The organism is Pseudoxanthomonas kalamensis DSM 18571 (assembly GCF_010211745.1).
Classification (GTDB): domain Bacteria; phylum Pseudomonadota; class Gammaproteobacteria; order Xanthomonadales; family Xanthomonadaceae; genus Pseudoxanthomonas_A; species Pseudoxanthomonas_A kalamensis.
In genome coordinates this window covers 126812-142233 of the sequence record NZ_PDWQ01000005.1, presented here as the reverse complement: position 1 = coordinate 142233, position 15422 = coordinate 126812, and the positions used below count along the sequence as shown (strand labels likewise).

The window sequence follows — 15422 nt, the reverse complement described above, 5'->3', positions numbered from 1 at the left end:
ACGAATGGAACGGACGGTTGCAGCGCCTGCGGTTTTGCGCAGGCGGGGGCGGTGCCATCTTGCGTGCAGCCTGACACGGGGGAACGCAATGAACGCAAGCATCCACGCCATCGAACCGGCGCGCATCGTCCGCACGGTGCGCGGCCGGGCGACTTCCGATGGTGCCGGGGTCCGCCTGACCCGGGTGATCGGCGGCCCCGAGCTGCCGGATCTGGACCCGTTCCTGTTGCTGGACGAGTTCGGCACCGACCGCGCGGAGGACTACATCGCCGGTTTTCCGGACCACCCGCATCGCGGTTTCGAGACCGTGACCTACATGCTGGACGGGCGCATACGCCACCGCGACAACCACGGCCACGAGGGTCTGCTGACCCCCGGCAGTGTGCAGTGGATGACCGCCGGTCGCGGCCTGGTGCATTCGGAAATGCCGGAACAGGAATCCGGGCGCATGCGCGGCTTCCAGCTGTGGATCAACCTGCCGGCGCGCGACAAGATGAGCGAGCCGAAGTACCAGGAATACGCGCCGGCGCGGCTGCCGTTGGCGCAGCCGACCGAGGGCGTGGCGATCAAGGTCATCGCCGGCCGGGTCGACGGTATTGACGGCCCGATCTCGCAGCCGGCCACCGATCCGGTCTATCTGGACATCGCGCTGGAGCCGGGCGTCGGCTGGGACTACCTGCTGCCGGAAGGCCACAACGCCTTCCTGTACGCTTACGAGGGCGCGGCCACGGTCGGCGAGGGCAAGGATGCGCGTGCGCTGGAGTCGCAGGAACTGGCGATCCTCGGCGGCGGCAACCGGCTGGCTCTGCGCGCCGGCAAGCAGCCGTTGCGCGCGATCCTGGTCGCCGGCCGACCGCTGCGCGAGCCGGTGATGCGGCACGGCCCGTTCGTCATGAATACCCGGCAGGAACTGATGCAGGCCTTTGTCGATTACCAGGAAGGCCGTTTCTGAGCCGACAGGAATTCGTCACGGCAATGAAAAAGCCACGCCCTTGGGCGTGGCTTTTCCTTTTCGTGCAAGCTTGGTGCGCTGAGCGTCAGTTGCCGACAACCTCGGGTTCGTTGCGGCAGATGCCCTTGTACAGGATGCCGCCGATCAGGCCGCCGAGGATTGGCGCCAGCCAGAACAGCCACAGCTGGCCCATCGCGCCGCTGCCGGCGAACAGCGCCACGCCGGTGGAGCGGGCCGGGTTCACCGAGGTGTTGGTGACCGGGATGCTGATCAGGTGGATCAGGGTCAGCGCCAGACCGATGGCGATCGGGGCGAAACCGGCCGGGGCGCGGCCGTGGGTCGAGCCCATGATCACGATCAGGAAGAACGCGGTCAGCACCACTTCGCACAGGAAGGCTGCGGCCACGCTGTAGCCGCCCGGCGACAGCGCGTCATAGCCGTTGCTGGCGAAAGCGCCGGCGGAGGTCGGGTCGATCGCGAAACCGGCCTGGCCACTGGCGATCTGGAACAGGATGAAGCCCGCGGCGATCGCGCCCAGCACTTGGGCCACGATGTAGGGCAGCAGGTCCCTGGTCGGGAAGCGGCCGCCGGCCCACAGGCCGAAGCTCACCGCCGGGTTGAAATGGCCGCCGGAAATGTGGCCGAAGGCATAGGCGCCGGTCAGCACGGTCAGGCCGAAGGCCAGCGACACGCCCAGCAGGCCGATGCCCAGCGGGTTGCCGTCGCCGCCGAAATTGGCCGCCAGCACGGCGCTGCCGCAGCCGCCCAGCACCAGCCAGAACGTGCCGAGAAATTCGGCTGCAAGTTTTTTCCCAAGAGTCATGTGAATTCCCCGGATGTAAGTTGTTGTCGTGGCCACCGTTTGTGAGATTAGGGTAGTGGCGGCGCGCAGAAAATAGCGGAAGCCCCGCGAGGAAATGTTGAATTTTTGTTATTGCAGGGCTCAGCGCTCGGGCAGCGGGATGAATTCGGTTTCGCCGGGGATGCGTCCGAAGCGGTCTTCCTGCCAGTCATGCTTGGCCTGCTCGATGCGCTCGCGCGAACTGGAGACGAAGTTCCACCACAGGTGGCGGGGGGCGTCCAGCGGCTCGCCGCCGACCAGCAGCGCCTTCAGTGGCGTCTTCGCGCGCAACCGCGCCGGACGGCCCGGGTCCAGCAGCAGCAGGTGGCGCGCCGGGACGTCGGCACCGTCCAGTTGGGCCTCGCCGTCCAGGATGTACAGCGCACGCTCGGGTGCATCGGGGCCGATGCCCAGTTCGGCTTCCGCCTCTAGGTCCAGGGCCACATTGAAAGTGCCGGAGAACACCTTGACCGGCGATTCCTCGCCGAAGCCGCGACCGGCGATGACGCGCAGCCGGGCGCCGCCGCGCTGCTGCTGCGGCAGGCTGTCGCCGGGGTGGTGGTGGAATTCCGGCGCGGTTTCCTCTGCTTCCAGCGGCAGCGCCACCCAGGTCTGCATGCCGTGCAGGTCGTGGGCATGGCCGCGCGCCGTTGCCGGGGTACGTTCGGAATGGGCGATGCCGCGGCCGGCGGTCATCCAGTTGACGTCGCCCGGCAGGATGACCTGATCCGAGCCCAGGGTGTCGCGGTGGTGCATGCTGCCGGACCACAGGTAGGTGACCGTGGCCAGGCCGATGTGCGGGTGCGGGCGCACGTCCACGCCGCGACCGGCGGCGAATTCGGCCGGCCCCATGTGATCGACGAACACGAACGGGCCGACGCTGCGCGCCTGCAGGGTCGGCACCGCGCGGCGGACTTCGAAGCCGTCACCAAGGTCGTGGATGCGCGGCGGGATGATCAGGGTCATGTCGATCCTCCTGTGGGCCGGCAGGATGGCACGGGACCGTCGTCCGGCCGTCGATGCCGAGGAAACGGTTTGTTGCAGGCGACGCTCAGCGCTCGTCGCGGACTTCGCCGCCGGGCAGGAACTGCCAGGTGCGGGTGACGTGCAGGATGTCGATGTTCTCGCTGGTCTCGGGCAGCGGCGGGAACGGCTGCGCCAGTTGCACGATCCGCAGCGCCGCCGAATCCAGCACCGGGATGCCGCTGGACTGGATGATCCGGGTCTGTTCGACCGAGCCGTCGCGGCGCACCGCCACGCTGATTACCAGCTGGCCGGACAGGCGCTTGCGCCGGGCCTCGTCCGGATAGTTCAGGTTGCCGACCCGCTCGGCGCGGTCGACCCAGGCGCGCAGGTAGTTGGCGTAGACGTATTCGCGGGTGCTGGCGGAGACGAACTTGCGCTTCGGCCGCTTGGCGTACATCTCCGAACGCAGGTGGATCTCGGCGGCCAGACGAGCCATTTCGGCATCGTGGCGGATCTTCTGCTCGCCCCTGGGCAGGGTGTCCGGCTCCGGCTGCGGGCGGGTTTCGGCCGGCGGCACGGTGACCGGGCTGTCCGGAGCGGTGACCACCCGGGCTTCGGGCGGCGGCGCGGCCTCGGGCGACTGCGCGCGCAACGGCTGCGGGGCCAGGCCGGCCTGCGCCTGCGGCACCCAGCCCGCCTGGTTGTCGCGCGGACGGCGCGCACGCTCGTGCTCGCCGCCGCCCTGCTGGTTGGCCGCGGCCAGGAAGTCGGCCTCCTTCGGCGTCAGCGGGGTGCGGGTCTGGCTGAGGATCACGTCCAGCGTGGGCACCACCGGCGCGGCGTCGTCGAGGGTGAAGCCGATCCCGAGCACGATGATCCCGTGCAGGATCAGCGACAGCACCAGGGTGGCGCCCAACCGGTCCCGGTCGCTGATCGGCGGCGCGGCGACGGCCGTGTCCATCTCAGCCGGCCAGGCGACGGTCGATGGCGTCGAACAGCAGTCCGGCGATGTTCAGGCCGTACTGCGCGTCCAGCTCGCGGACGCAGGTGGGGCTGGTGACGTTGACTTCGGTCAGGGAGTCGCCGATCACGTCCAGGCCGACGAACAGCATGCCGCGCCGGCGCATCTCCGGGCCGACTTGGGCGGCGATCCAGCGGTCGCGTTCGCTCAGCGGGCGGCCCTCGCCGCGACCGCCTGCGGCCAGGTTGCCGCGGAATTCGTCGCCCTGCGGGATGCGCGCCAGCGCGTAGTCGACCGGCTCGCCGTCGACCAGCAGGATGCGCTTGTCGCCGTCGCGGATCTCCGGCAGGTAGCGCTGGGCCAGGGCCAAGCCGTGGCCGCCGCCGGTCAGGGTTTCCAGAATCACGTTCAGGTTGGGCTCGCCAGCCGCAGCGCGGAAGATCGAGCGTCCGCCCATGCCATCCAGCGGCTTCAGCACCGCTTCGCCATATTCGGCCACGAAGGCCTTCAGCGCGGCCGGATCGCGGCTGACCAGGGTCGGCGGACAACACTGCGGGAACAGCAGGGCGGCCAGCTTCTCGTTGTAGTCGCGCAGGCCCTGCGGGTCGTTGACCACCAGCGCCCCGGCCTGCGCGGCCATGCCCAGGATCTGGGTATCGTGGATGAATTCGGCGTCGACCGGAGGGTCCTTGCGCATCAGCACCACCTGGCCGGGGCCGAAGGCGGTTTCGGCCCAGTCGTCCAGCTCGAACCAGCCGTCCTTGTCGTCGCGCACCCGCAGCGGGGCGGTCCGGGCCACGGCGAGGCCATCGCGCACCGACAGCCCGCCGGGGCGGACGTAGTGCAGGCGGTGGCCGCGGCGCTGGGCTTCCAGCAGCAGGGCGAAACTGGTGTCCTTGGCGATCTTGATGGACTCGATGGGGTCCATCACCACGAGGACGTCGAGAGACATGCGGAGCTTCCGGCAACAGCGCTGCGCGAATGGTAGCAGGCGGGCAATGAGACGAAGTTCGCATCATGGGGTTCAGGTTGGCGGAAAAACCGCCGAAACCGTGGTCATGGCTTGACAGTGCGTGCGCAGGTTGGGATAAAAGCCGTTCAGCAGCGGGCCCGACTGTCGAAGAAGCCCAGCGCGAACGGGGAACACAGGCAAATGAGCGACAACGAGAGCCCGGCTGGAGAACTCAGCGGCTTGCGGGTGATGGTGATCGACGACTCCAAGACCATCCGCAGGACGGCGGAGACGTTGCTCAAGCGGGAAGGTTGCGAGGTGACCACGGCCGGCGACGGCTTCGAGGCGCTGGCCAAGATCGCCGACACCCACCCGCAGATCATCTTCGTCGACATCATGATGCCGCGGCTGGACGGTTACCAGACCTGCGCGCTGATCAAGAACAACCAGGTCTTCAAGTCCACTCCGGTGATCATGCTGTCGTCCAAGGATGGCCTGTTCGACAAGGCGCGCGGGCGGATCGTGGGTTCGGAACAGTACCTGACCAAGCCATTCACCCGCGAGGAACTGCTCGCGGCCATCCGCACCTACGTCAGCCCATGAGCGCGAACCGGAGAAGGAGATGATCCGCACCCCGTTCGATATTCTGGCCGAATACGAGCGCCGCAGCCTGGCGCACGCGGTGGCGCTGCCGGCGCGTGAGGATCTGCAGGAGCAGTGGCGCGGCGTCGGCTACCGGATCGGCAGCCACCGCCTGGTGTCCGGCTTCGACGAGGTGGTCGAGATCGTGCCGCTGCCGCCGGTCACCCCGGTGCCGGGCGCGCAGCCGTGGCTGCTGGGGATCGGCAACCTGCGCGGCAACCTGTTCCCGGTGGTCGACCTGAAGCAGTTCCTGCAGGGCGAGCGCACCGTGCTGCACGAGGGCCAGCGCGTGCTGGTGATGCGCCAGGCCGGTGGCGACGTGGCGCTGACCATCGACGAGCTGTACGGCCAGCGCGGTTTCCGCGACGAGCAGGGGATCGAACCGCCGGAGGCGTTTACCCAAGGCCGCTACGGCCACTTCGTGACACGCGCCTTCCACGGGGACGAACAGGATTGGGGGGTGTTCGCGCTGTCGTTGCTGGCGCGCACGCCGGAATTCAGGCAGGCCGCGCTGTAGCCGCACGGCGACGCAGCCTGCATTTTGATAGTCGTGGCGATTTGAACAAGTTTTCAGGGGTCAATTGATGAGCACTGCACCTGCCACTTCCGGCACCGGCAAACTGGGCAGCCTGGGGACCAGCTTCTGGCTGATCCTGCTGGCGCTATCGGTGATCGTGTTCGGCGCCAACACCGGGTTGTCGGCCTGGAATGGCAGCCGCCTGTCCGGTGCCAGTACCGGCGCTTCGGACATGCGCGTGCTGTCGCAACAGCTGGCCAACCAGGGCCGCGAGGCGATCACCGGCGACGCGACGGCGTTCAAGGCGTTCAAGGCGACCAAGCAGCAGATCGACAGTACGGTCGGCGGGTTGCAGAGCCGTTACGGCAACGAGAGCGCGGTCGACCGTCCGCTTGATCAACTGGTCAGCACTTGGACCCCGCTGGGCAAGAACGCCGAGCAGATCATCGCCAGCGAGCCGGCGGTGCTGGCGCTGTCTGGCAACGCCAACCGCTTCGTCGGCCAGGTGCCGCAACTGCAGGCGCAGTTGAACGAAGTGGTGCGCGCGATGTCGGCCAGCGGCGCGCCGGCCTCGCAGATCTACAACGCCCTGCAGCAGGTGGTACTGGCCGGCAACATGGCCCGCCGGGTCACCGAGATCCGTGCCGGCGGCCCCGGTGCGTCCGCGGCCGGCGATGCGCTGGCGCGCGACTCGGTGCTGTTTGGTCAGGTGCTGGAAGGCCTCAGCAAGGGCAACGAGAGCCTCGGCATCGTCCCGGTGCGCGGCGCCGCCAGCGGCGCGCTGCAGCAATCGGTGGCGCTGTGGGAGCCGATGAAGCGCGACCTCGATGCCATCCTCGGCGGCTCCAAGAACCTGTTCGCCGCGCAGAGCGCTGCCGCCGCGCTGACCGAGGGCTCGGGCAAGCTGCTCGACGACAGCACCCGCCTGTTCGAGGCGTTCTCGTCGTTCGGTTCGGTCCGCGACACCCGCGTGTTCCCGAACTTCTGGATTTCGGTGTTCTCCGGCGGCGCCCTGCTGCTGTCGATCATCGGCCTGCTGTGGAGCCTGTACCGCAGCCGTCAGCGCGAACAGGAAATCCGCTACCAGACCCAGGTCGAATACAACAGCCGCAACCAGCAGGCGATCATGCGGTTGCTGGACGAAATCAGCTCGCTCGGCGAAGGCGACCTGACCGTGCAGGCCTCGGTGACCGAGGACATGACCGGCGCCATCGCCGACGCCATCAACTACGCGGTCGACGAGCTGCGCAACCTGGTGACCACCATCAACGACACCTCGGTGCAGGTGGCGGCCTCGACCCAGGAAACCCAGGCCACCGCGCTGCAGCTGGCCGAAGCGGCCGGACACCAGGCCGACCAGATCAACAGCGCCTCCGAGCGCATCGACGACATCGCCCGCAGCATCGGCCAGGTATCGAAGAACTCGACCGACTCGGCCGAGGTGGCGCAGCGTTCGGTGCAGATCGCCACCGAAGGCGCCGGCGTGGTCCGCGAAACCATCCGCGGCATGGACCAGATCCGCGACCAGATCCAGGAAACCTCCAAGCGCATCAAGCGACTGGGCGAGTCCTCGCAGGAAATCGGCTCGGTGGTGGAACTGATCAACGACATTTCTGAACAGACCAACATCCTGGCGCTCAACGCGGCGGTGCAGGCCGCCTCGGCGGGCGAGGCCGGCCGCGGTTTCGCGGTGGTCGCCGACGAAGTGCAGCGTCTGGCCGAACGCACCTCCAATGCGACCCGGCGCATCGAATCGCTGGTGCAGGCGATCCAGGCCGACACCAACGAAGCGGTCAACTCGATGGAGCAGACCACCGCCGAAGTGGTGTCGGGCGCGCGTCTGGCCGAGGACGCCGGCACCGCGCTGGGCGAGATCGAGCGCGTGTCCAACGACCTCAACGAGCTGATCAAGGGCATCTCCAGCGCAGCGCAACAGCAGTCTGGCGCGGCTTCGGACATCACCGACACGATGGGCGTGATCCGCCAGATCACCTCGCAGACCTCGCTGGGCGCGGGGCAGACGGCCGAATCGATCGGCCACCTGGCGCAGCTGGCCGCCGACCTGCGCCGTTCCGTCGCCGACTTCAAGTTGCCGGAATAAGGTGGGGAAGGCCGAGATGAACAGGCAATACCTGGCCCTGGCACGACGCTCCGGACACCGGTGCATTGCCGTGTCCGCAGCAAGGAGGCGTGCGTGAGCGCTCTGCAGGAAGCGATGAGCCAGGCCGTGCTGGGGTGGGTCAAGCCCGAGCTGGACGAGACCCTGCGGCTGGCGCGGCAGGAGATCGAGGCCTTCGCCGAGAATCCCGAGGACGGCAGCCGCATGCGCTTCTGCGCCGGCTACTTGCACGAGGTGCAGGGCAGCTTGCGAATGGTCGAGCTGTACGCGCCGGCGATGGTCGCCGAGGAACTCGAACTGCTGGCCGAGGTACTGGAAGCCGGCACGGCCCAGGACCGCGACGAGGCCTGCGCCACGCTGATGCGCGGCATGGTGCTGCTGCCCGATTACCTGGAACGCCTGCAGAGCGGTCATCGCGATATTCCGATCGTGCTGCTGCCGCTGCTGAACGAAATCCGCGCGGCGCGCGGCGCGCCCGGCATCAGCGAAAGCGTGCTGTTCGCGCCCGACCTCGACCGGCCGTTGCCGGAAACCCTGCCGACCCCGTTCGGGGTGCCCACGATCGAGCGCGAATCGCGCCAAGCGCAGGCGCATGCGCATCTGGAGCGGGCGCTGGCCGGCTGGCCGGAGGACGGCGCGCCGGCCGATCCCGCCGACCTGTCTTCGGCGCTGGGCGAACTGCTGGCCGCGACCGACGCGCTGCCGTTGCGGCGCATGCTGTGGGTGGCGTCGGCCGCCGCCGAGGCCATCGGCGCCGGCGCACTGCCGGCCAGCGAAGCCCTGCGCGGCCATTTCGCCGGCGTCGGTCGCGCCACCCGGCCGTCGCTGCCGGGCGGCGAAAGCGGCCCCGGCGCTTCGCCGCAGGAAATCACCCGCCAGTTCCTCTACCAGATCAGCCGCAGCCCGGCGCAGCACCCGTCGCTGGATGCGCTGCGCGAAGCGTTCCAGCTGGAAGCGGCCGCGCCGAGCGAGGCCGAGATCGACCACGCCCGCAGCAGCATCAGCGGCCGCAACCGCGCCCTGCTGGACACGGTCGGCGGCGCGATCAAGGAAGAACTGCTGCGGGTCAAGGACGCGCTGGACCTGCACCTGCGGACCGGCGCGCCGGTGACGGCGCTGCAGGCCCAGGTCGGCGAACTGGCCGGGGTGGCCGACACCCTGGGCATGATGGGCCTGGGCATGGCGCGCACCGTGGTCATGCAGCAGCGCGATGCCCTCGACGAACTGGTCCGCGGCGTGCGTCCGGCCGACGAGAACGCCCTGCTCGACATCGCCGGCGCGTTGCTCTACGTCGACGCCACCCTGGACGACCAGGTCGCCAACCTAGGCGCCGGCGACGTCGCCCAGGCCGAGGACCCGCGCGTGCTGGAATCGCGGCGCACGGTCGAGGCGCTGGCGCAGGAGGCGATCCGCAACTTCGCCGCCGCCCGCGAAGGCTTCGTGGCCTTCATCGAGACCAACTGGGACCATACCGAACTGAGCGAAGTGCCGCGCCTGCTGGACGAAGTGTCCGGTGCGCTGCGCATGCTCGACATGGAGCAGGCCGGCGATTACGTCGAAGGCGTGCGCCGTTACGTCGCGACCGAACTGATCGACAAGCGCCGGGTGCCGGGCGGGCCACAACTGGACACGCTGGCCGATGCGATGGCCAGCCTGGAATATTTCCTCGAAGCGCTGCGCGACCGCCGTCCGAACGTGGACGAAATCCTCGACATCACCCGCAGCAGCCTGGAAAGCCTGCATTACTGGCCGCTGCCGCAGGGTGGCGCAGAAATCGTGGTTGCCGACGCGCCGCCGGTCGTGGTCGAAGACGAGGTCGAGGTCGAGGTCGAGGCCGGAACCGGCGATGAAGTCGAAGCCGCGGAAGAAACTTCCACCATTTCGCTCGAGCCATTGCAGTTCGAGGACGATGCCCTGCGCATGCCGACGAGCGAACCGGCGGCCGATACGCGGCTGTCGCTCGACGATGCCGCGTCGGAAGAAGATTTCGCGACCGTTGCGGATGTCGCGGTCGAAGCGCCGGCGCCGGTGGTCGAGGAAGCATCCGCCCCCGCGGTCGGAGGCTTCGACTTCAGCAACGGCGATGTCGACGACGAGATCCGCGCGGTCTTCCTGGAGGAGTTCGACGAAGAACTCGACAACCTCGGTCAGCTGGTGCCGCTGTGGCGGGAAGCGCCCGAGGACATGGAGCGGCTGCGCACCATCCGCCGCGTGTTCCACACCCTGAAGGGAAGCGGGCGGTTGGTCGGCGCGGTCGCGCTGGGCGAGTTCAGCTGGAAAGTCGAGAACATGCTCAACCGTGTGCTGGACGGCACGCGTCCGCCCTCGGCCGCGGTGGTGGCGGTGGTCGACAAGGCGACCGAGGTGTTGCCGGAGCTGAATGCCGCATTGCGCGGGCAAGGCGCGGTCGAGAGCGATCTGCCCGCCCTGCAGGACTTGGCCGACCAGGTCGCCGCCGGCGAGGACGTGTACTACACGCCGGCGATGGCGGTGCTGGACAAGGCGGCCGAGGAAGCGATGGAGCAGGCGCAGGAGGCCGACGCGCTTTCCGCCGCCGGGTTCCCGTCCGAAACCGAAGGCACGCCGGCCGAAGTGGACGCGGTGCTGCGCGAGATCCTGGAAACCGAAGTCGGCACCCACCTGGAAACCGTGCGTGGCTGGCTGCAGCGTGCCGAACAGGCGTCGCCCACGGCCGACGATGCACTGGTGCGCGCGTTCCACACCATGAACGGCGCCTTCGCCATGGCCGACGTGCCGGAAATCACGGCGGTCACCGGCGCAGCCGAAGGCTATCTGAAGCGGTTGCTGGCCGCCGGCGAAACCGTGCCCGAGGCGGCAGTGACCGCGGTCGCCGATGGCGAGCAGGCCATTCGTCGCACGCTGGCCGCGTTGCAGGCCGAATCGCCGCGGATTCCCGCGTTTAACGAACTGGCCGAACGCCTGTCCGCATTGCGCGACAGCCTGCCGCCGCCGCCGTCTCCGGCGATGATCGTGATGGATGGCGATGCGGCGCGGGAAACCTACGCCGAGGACCTGCCGGCCATCCAGCCGCCGCAGGCGCTCGACGACGAGGGTGCGCTGGAATTCGAAGTCGAAGTCGAAACCGATGACGAAATCGTGTTGTCCGATGCGGACGAGACGTTTGCCGACGATGAAGATGCCATCATCATCGACGATGAAACCATTGTGGCTTCCGGGATGGAGGATGAATCCCCGGCGCCGGTGGCAAGCGATTACTTCAACATCGACCTGACCTACGTGCCGCTTGCCAGGACGCCGCTGGCCGAGGCAACCGCCGAAGGCATCGTCAACGGTCTGACCACGAACGACGCCGGTGGCGAAGCACCGGTCGAGGTTGAAGCGCCGGCAGAAACGGAAGCGGTCACGGACATCGATGTGCCGACCGAAGCCGTGGATGTCGAAACGCCGGCCGAGGCCACAGCAGAAATCGCGGAAGAGGTCGCAGAAGAAATCGCGGAAGAATCGGCAGTCGCGATCGACGAAATCCCCGTGGCGGAAGCGTCCGCCACCGAGCCGGAGGTGGTGGAGGATGCCGACACCGGGATCCCATTCGAGCCGGTCGTCGAAGCCATGGCCGAGTCCGATGAAACTTCGGAATCCATGATACCGGACGAAGTGGTTCTGGAGGAACAGATTCCGGAAGCGCCGGTTCCGCAAGCGCCGCCGGCAGACGAAGTGGTCGAACTGGAGGCGGGTGTCGAGGATATCGCCGTCGAAACGCCGGATGACGCCGCTGCCGAAGCGGAAGCGGTCGAAGCGCCGTTCGAGCCGGAGGTGGAAGCGGAACCGGTGCAGGAGCCTGTCGAAGCGCCTGCCGAGGAACCGGTCGTGGCGGAAGTGGAAACCGCCGCAATGGCCGGCGAACAGGAATCGCAACCGAGCGCTTCCGATTACGATCCGGAACTGGTGGAAATCTTCATCGAGGAAGGTCGCGACCTGCTCGACCATTCCGACGGCCTGCTGGCGCGGTTGCGCGAAACGCCGACCGATCTTGCCCTGATCGGCGGCCTGCAGCGCGATCTGCATACGCTGAAGGGCGGTGCGCGCATGGCCGGGCTGATGGAGGCTGGCGATCTTGGCCACGCCATCGAATCGCTGCTTGAACAGGCGGCCGGCCAGCGCATCGAACTGGGCGCCGACGATATCGGCCTGCTGGAGCGCGGCTTCGACCGTCTGCACGCGATGCTGGCCGATGCCGAAGCGCAGCGTGCGATGGAACTGCCGGAAGCGCTGATCGCCGAGGTGGTCGCGCGCGCGCAGGGCACATCCACCGGCACGGCTGCCGGGACCGCGGCGTCGGACGAGGCGGCCGCGACGGCGGTGGTCGAACTGGCGCCGCTGTCGGCGCCGGTCGAGGTCGAATTCACCCAGGTCGAGGAACTGTTCGCCGCCAATCCGCAGGAACAGGTGCGGGTGCGCGCCGAACTGCTCGACCGGCTGGTCAACCATGCCGGCGAAGTGGCGATCTACCGTTCGCGCCTGGAACAGCAGATGGGCGCGTTCCGCGGCGCGATGGCCGAACTGGACCGCACCAATACCCGTCTGCACGACCAGTTGCGGCGCCTGGATCTGGAGACCGAGGCGCAGATCGTCGCTCGCTATCAGCGCGAACAGGACCAGCGCGATCCGGCCTTCGATCCGCTGGAACTGGACCGCTTCTCCACCCTGCAACAGCTCAGCCGCGCGCTGGCCGAGTCGGCCGCCGACCTGACCGGCCTGCAGGGCGTGCTGGACGACCTGTCGCGCCAGTACGACAGTCTGCTGCAACAGCAGTCGCGGGTGAGTTCGGAACTGCAGGACGGCCTGATGCGCGCGCGCATGGTGCCGTTCGAAAGCCTGGTGCCGCGTTTGCGTCGGGTGGTGCGCCAGGCGGCGCGCGATACCGGCAAGCAGGCGCGGCTGGAACTGGAAGGCACGCACGGCGAACTCGACCGCAACGTGCTCGAGCGCATGGTCGCGCCGCTGGAACACCTGCTGCGCAACGCCATCGCCCACGGCCTGGAGCAGCCGCGCGCGCGGCGCAAGGTCGGCAAGGGCGACGAGGGCACGGTGAAGATCGCCCTGCGCCGAGAAGGTTCGGAAATGGTGCTGCAGGTGTCCGACGACGGCGCCGGCATCGATCATGCGGCGATCCGCAACCAGGCCCTGCGCCGCGGACTGATCGCCAAGGATGCGTCGCTGTCCGACGGCGAACTGGAGCGGCTGATCCTGGAACCGGGCTTCAGCACCTCCGAGAAGGTCAGCCAGCTGGCCGGCCGCGGCGTCGGCATGGATGTGGTCTACAGCGAAGTGCGCCAGCTGGGCGGTTCGCTGGACATCGATTCGGTCGCCGGCAAGGGCACCGCCTTCACCCTGCGCCTGCCGCAGACGCTGGCGGTGACCCAGGCGGTGTTCGTGCAGATTGGCGAAACCCAGTTCGCGGTGCCGGTGGCGGCGGTCGGCGGCATCGGCCGGATCGCCCGCGAGCGTTTCGAGGCCGAAGGCGGCAGCTACGTCTACGGCGGCGAGGAGTACGCGCTGCACGACCTCGGCGCGCTGGTCGGGCAAGTCCCGGCCAAGGCCGAAGGGCAGCCGCAGATTCCGCTGCTGCTGGTGCGGGCCGGCGACCTGCGCGCCGCGGTGGCGGTCGATCAGGTGCTGGGCAACCGCGAAATCGTGGTCAAGCCGGTCGGGCCGCAGATCGCGTCGATCCCGGGCATCTACGGCGCCACCATCACCGGCGACGGCCAGGTCGTGGTCATTCTCGACGCCGCGCCGCTGGTGCGCCGCTACATCAGCAATCCCTCGCTGCCGGAAGACACGACGCCGGCGCCGGAACAGCGCCGCGTGCCGCTGGTGATGGTGGTCGACGACTCGCTGACCATGCGCAAGGTCACAGGCCGCGTGCTGGAACGCCACAACCTGGAAGTGGTGGCCGCGCGCGATGGCGTCGAGGCGCTGGAGAAGCTGGAAGAACACATCCCGGACCTGATGCTGCTGGACATCGAGATGCCGCGCATGGACGGCTACGAGCTGGCCACGGCGATGCGCGCCGATCCGCGTTATCGCGACGTGCCGATCGTGATGATCACTTCGCGCAGCGGCGAAAAGCATCGCCAGCGCGCATTCGAGATCGGCGTGCAACGCTACATGGGCAAGCCGTACCAGGAGCTGGATCTGATGCGCAACGTCTACGACCTGTTGGGGATCGCCCGTGTCCGCGAATGAGGTTTCCGCCAAGCGCGTCATCCTGCTGGCGCGCGAGGGCAAGGCGCGCGACAAGCTGCAGCAGGCGTTGAGCGGTGCGGGCATCAGCCCGGTGCTGCAGGCGGCGCCGGAGGCGATCGACCTGGAAGTGTTGCGCGCCGCCGCGCCGGAAGCCGTGCTGGTGGCGCTGGAGCCGGCGGTCGAGGACGGTCTGGAGGCGCTGGACGCGGTGCTGAGCGATCCGTCGATCACGGTGATCTACGATGATGCCGAACTGGCTGCCAGCCGCGAAGGATGGGCGGTTCAGCGCTGGGCGCGGCATCTGGCGGCCAAGCTGTCCGGACATGGCGACGTGCTGCCGCCGGGCGGCGAGAGCGATGCCCAGCAGGCGCTGGAACCGGGGCGGCCGCAGACGCCTTCGCAACGCCATGAAGGTGCGGAACTGGCGCCGTACCTGCAGGAAGCGCGAGGCAATGCCGACGACCTGCCGCGCGGCGCTTTCGCCACGGAGCCGAAAGCGGCCCCGGCGGTGCAGGCGCCGAAATGGGAGTTAAGCCTGGAAGAAGTTCCGGATGAAGCCCCTGATGAACCTGCCGCTCCGCTGCCACCTCCGTTGCCGCCGGAGTTGCCCGCGGTCGAAGCCGTCGCCGAAACGCCGGCGCCCGCGCAGACCGGCAGTGGCGGTCTGGCCCTGGAGCTGGAATCGCTGGAAGGCGAAAGTTCTGCCGCCGCCACGGTTCGCGGCGCGGTGCTGTTGTCGGCCGGCATCGGTGGACCCGATGCGGTGCGCAAGTTGCTGGCCGAACTGCCTTCGGACTTCCCGTTGCCGGTGCTGCTGCAGATGCGGCTGGACGGCGGTCGCTACGACAATCTGATCAAGCAGCTTGAACGCGTATCCGACATGCCGGTCCTGCTGGCGGTAGCCGGTGAAACCGCCAAACCGGGCCATGTCTACGTGCTGCCCGAGGTCGGTGTGCAGGCTAAGGACGGCGTGATCGGCTTCCGCGAAGGCCCGTCCTCGACCGCCGAACTGATCGCCGCGCTGCCGGCCGAACACAGCGCATTGCTGCTGCTGAGCGGCAGCGAGACCGGCGGCGTCGAGGCGGCGGTCGAGTTGAAGTCGCGCGGTGCCCTGGTTGCCGGGCAGGCCACCCAGGGCTGTTACGACCCGGCCGCGTCGCGTGCGCTGGCCGCACGCGGTGGCGAACTGGGGTCGCCGGTCGAGCTGGCGACCCGGCTGATCGAATACTGCTACGGCTGAGGAT

Annotated in this window: 9 protein-coding genes and 2 pseudogenes; 7 read left to right on the top strand and 4 right to left on the bottom strand. The window is 68.5% G+C overall.

Annotation, left to right across the window (positions count from 1 at the left end):
- Window positions 1–88 precede the first annotated feature (88 nt).
- Window positions 89–952, top strand: a complete 864-nt coding sequence (locus tag CSC70_RS11145; protein ID WP_425501575.1) for a pirin family protein — start codon at window positions 89–91, stop codon at window positions 950–952.
- 85 nt (window positions 953–1037) lie between these two features.
- Here the strand turns inward: CSC70_RS11145 and aqpZ are convergent, their stop codons facing one another.
- The 4 genes from aqpZ to gshB all read right to left on the bottom strand — a co-directional run bounded on the left by aqpZ (window position 1038) and on the right by gshB (window position 4672).
- Entirely contained in the window at window positions 1038–1775 is a 738-nt protein-coding gene (gene aqpZ / locus CSC70_RS11140; protein ID WP_162456698.1) for an aquaporin Z, read from the bottom strand.
- A gap of 120 nt (window positions 1776–1895) precedes the next feature.
- Complete coding sequence (locus CSC70_RS11135; protein WP_162456697.1) at window positions 1896–2759, bottom strand: pirin family protein; 864 nt, start codon at window positions 2757–2759, stop codon at window positions 1896–1898.
- 85 nt (window positions 2760–2844) lie between these two features.
- The gene (locus CSC70_RS11130; RefSeq protein ID WP_162456696.1) at window positions 2845–3720 is read right to left on the bottom strand and encodes an energy transducer TonB; all 876 of its coding nucleotides are present in this window, start codon (window positions 3718–3720) and stop codon (window positions 2845–2847) included.
- 1 nt (window position 3721) lies between these two features.
- Window positions 3722–4672, bottom strand: a complete 951-nt coding sequence (gene gshB, locus CSC70_RS11125; protein WP_162456695.1) for a glutathione synthase — start codon at window positions 4670–4672, stop codon at window positions 3722–3724.
- A 201-nt stretch (window positions 4673–4873) separates the two neighbouring features.
- On the opposite strand from gshB, the gene pilG reads away from it, so the two are divergent.
- From pilG to CSC70_RS11100, 6 genes and pseudogenes are all read left to right on the top strand, one after another.
- A complete protein-coding gene (gene pilG / locus CSC70_RS11120; protein ID WP_162456694.1) occupies window positions 4874–5275 on the top strand; it encodes a twitching motility response regulator PilG in 402 nt (133 codons plus the stop codon).
- 22 nt (window positions 5276–5297) lie between these two features.
- A complete protein-coding gene (locus tag CSC70_RS11115; protein ID WP_162456857.1) occupies window positions 5298–5831 on the top strand; it encodes a chemotaxis protein CheW in 534 nt (177 codons plus the stop codon).
- Window positions 5832–5898: 67 nt separating this feature from the next.
- Entirely contained in the window at window positions 5899–7932 is a 2034-nt protein-coding gene (locus tag CSC70_RS11110; protein WP_162456693.1) for a methyl-accepting chemotaxis protein, read from the top strand.
- Between the two features lie 114 nt (window positions 7933–8046).
- Window positions 8047–10836, top strand: a pseudogene (locus tag CSC70_RS14905) (Hpt domain-containing protein); the annotation flags it as partial.
- A gap of 804 nt (window positions 10837–11640) precedes the next feature.
- Window positions 11641–14178, top strand: a pseudogene (locus tag CSC70_RS14900) (response regulator); the annotation flags it as partial.
- The gene (locus CSC70_RS11100) at window positions 14165–15418 is read left to right on the top strand and encodes a chemotaxis protein CheB (RefSeq protein ID WP_162456691.1); all 1254 of its coding nucleotides are present in this window, start codon (window positions 14165–14167) and stop codon (window positions 15416–15418) included. The pseudogene CSC70_RS14900 and the gene CSC70_RS11100, both read left to right, overlap by 14 nt.
- Window positions 15419–15422 lie beyond the last annotated feature (4 nt).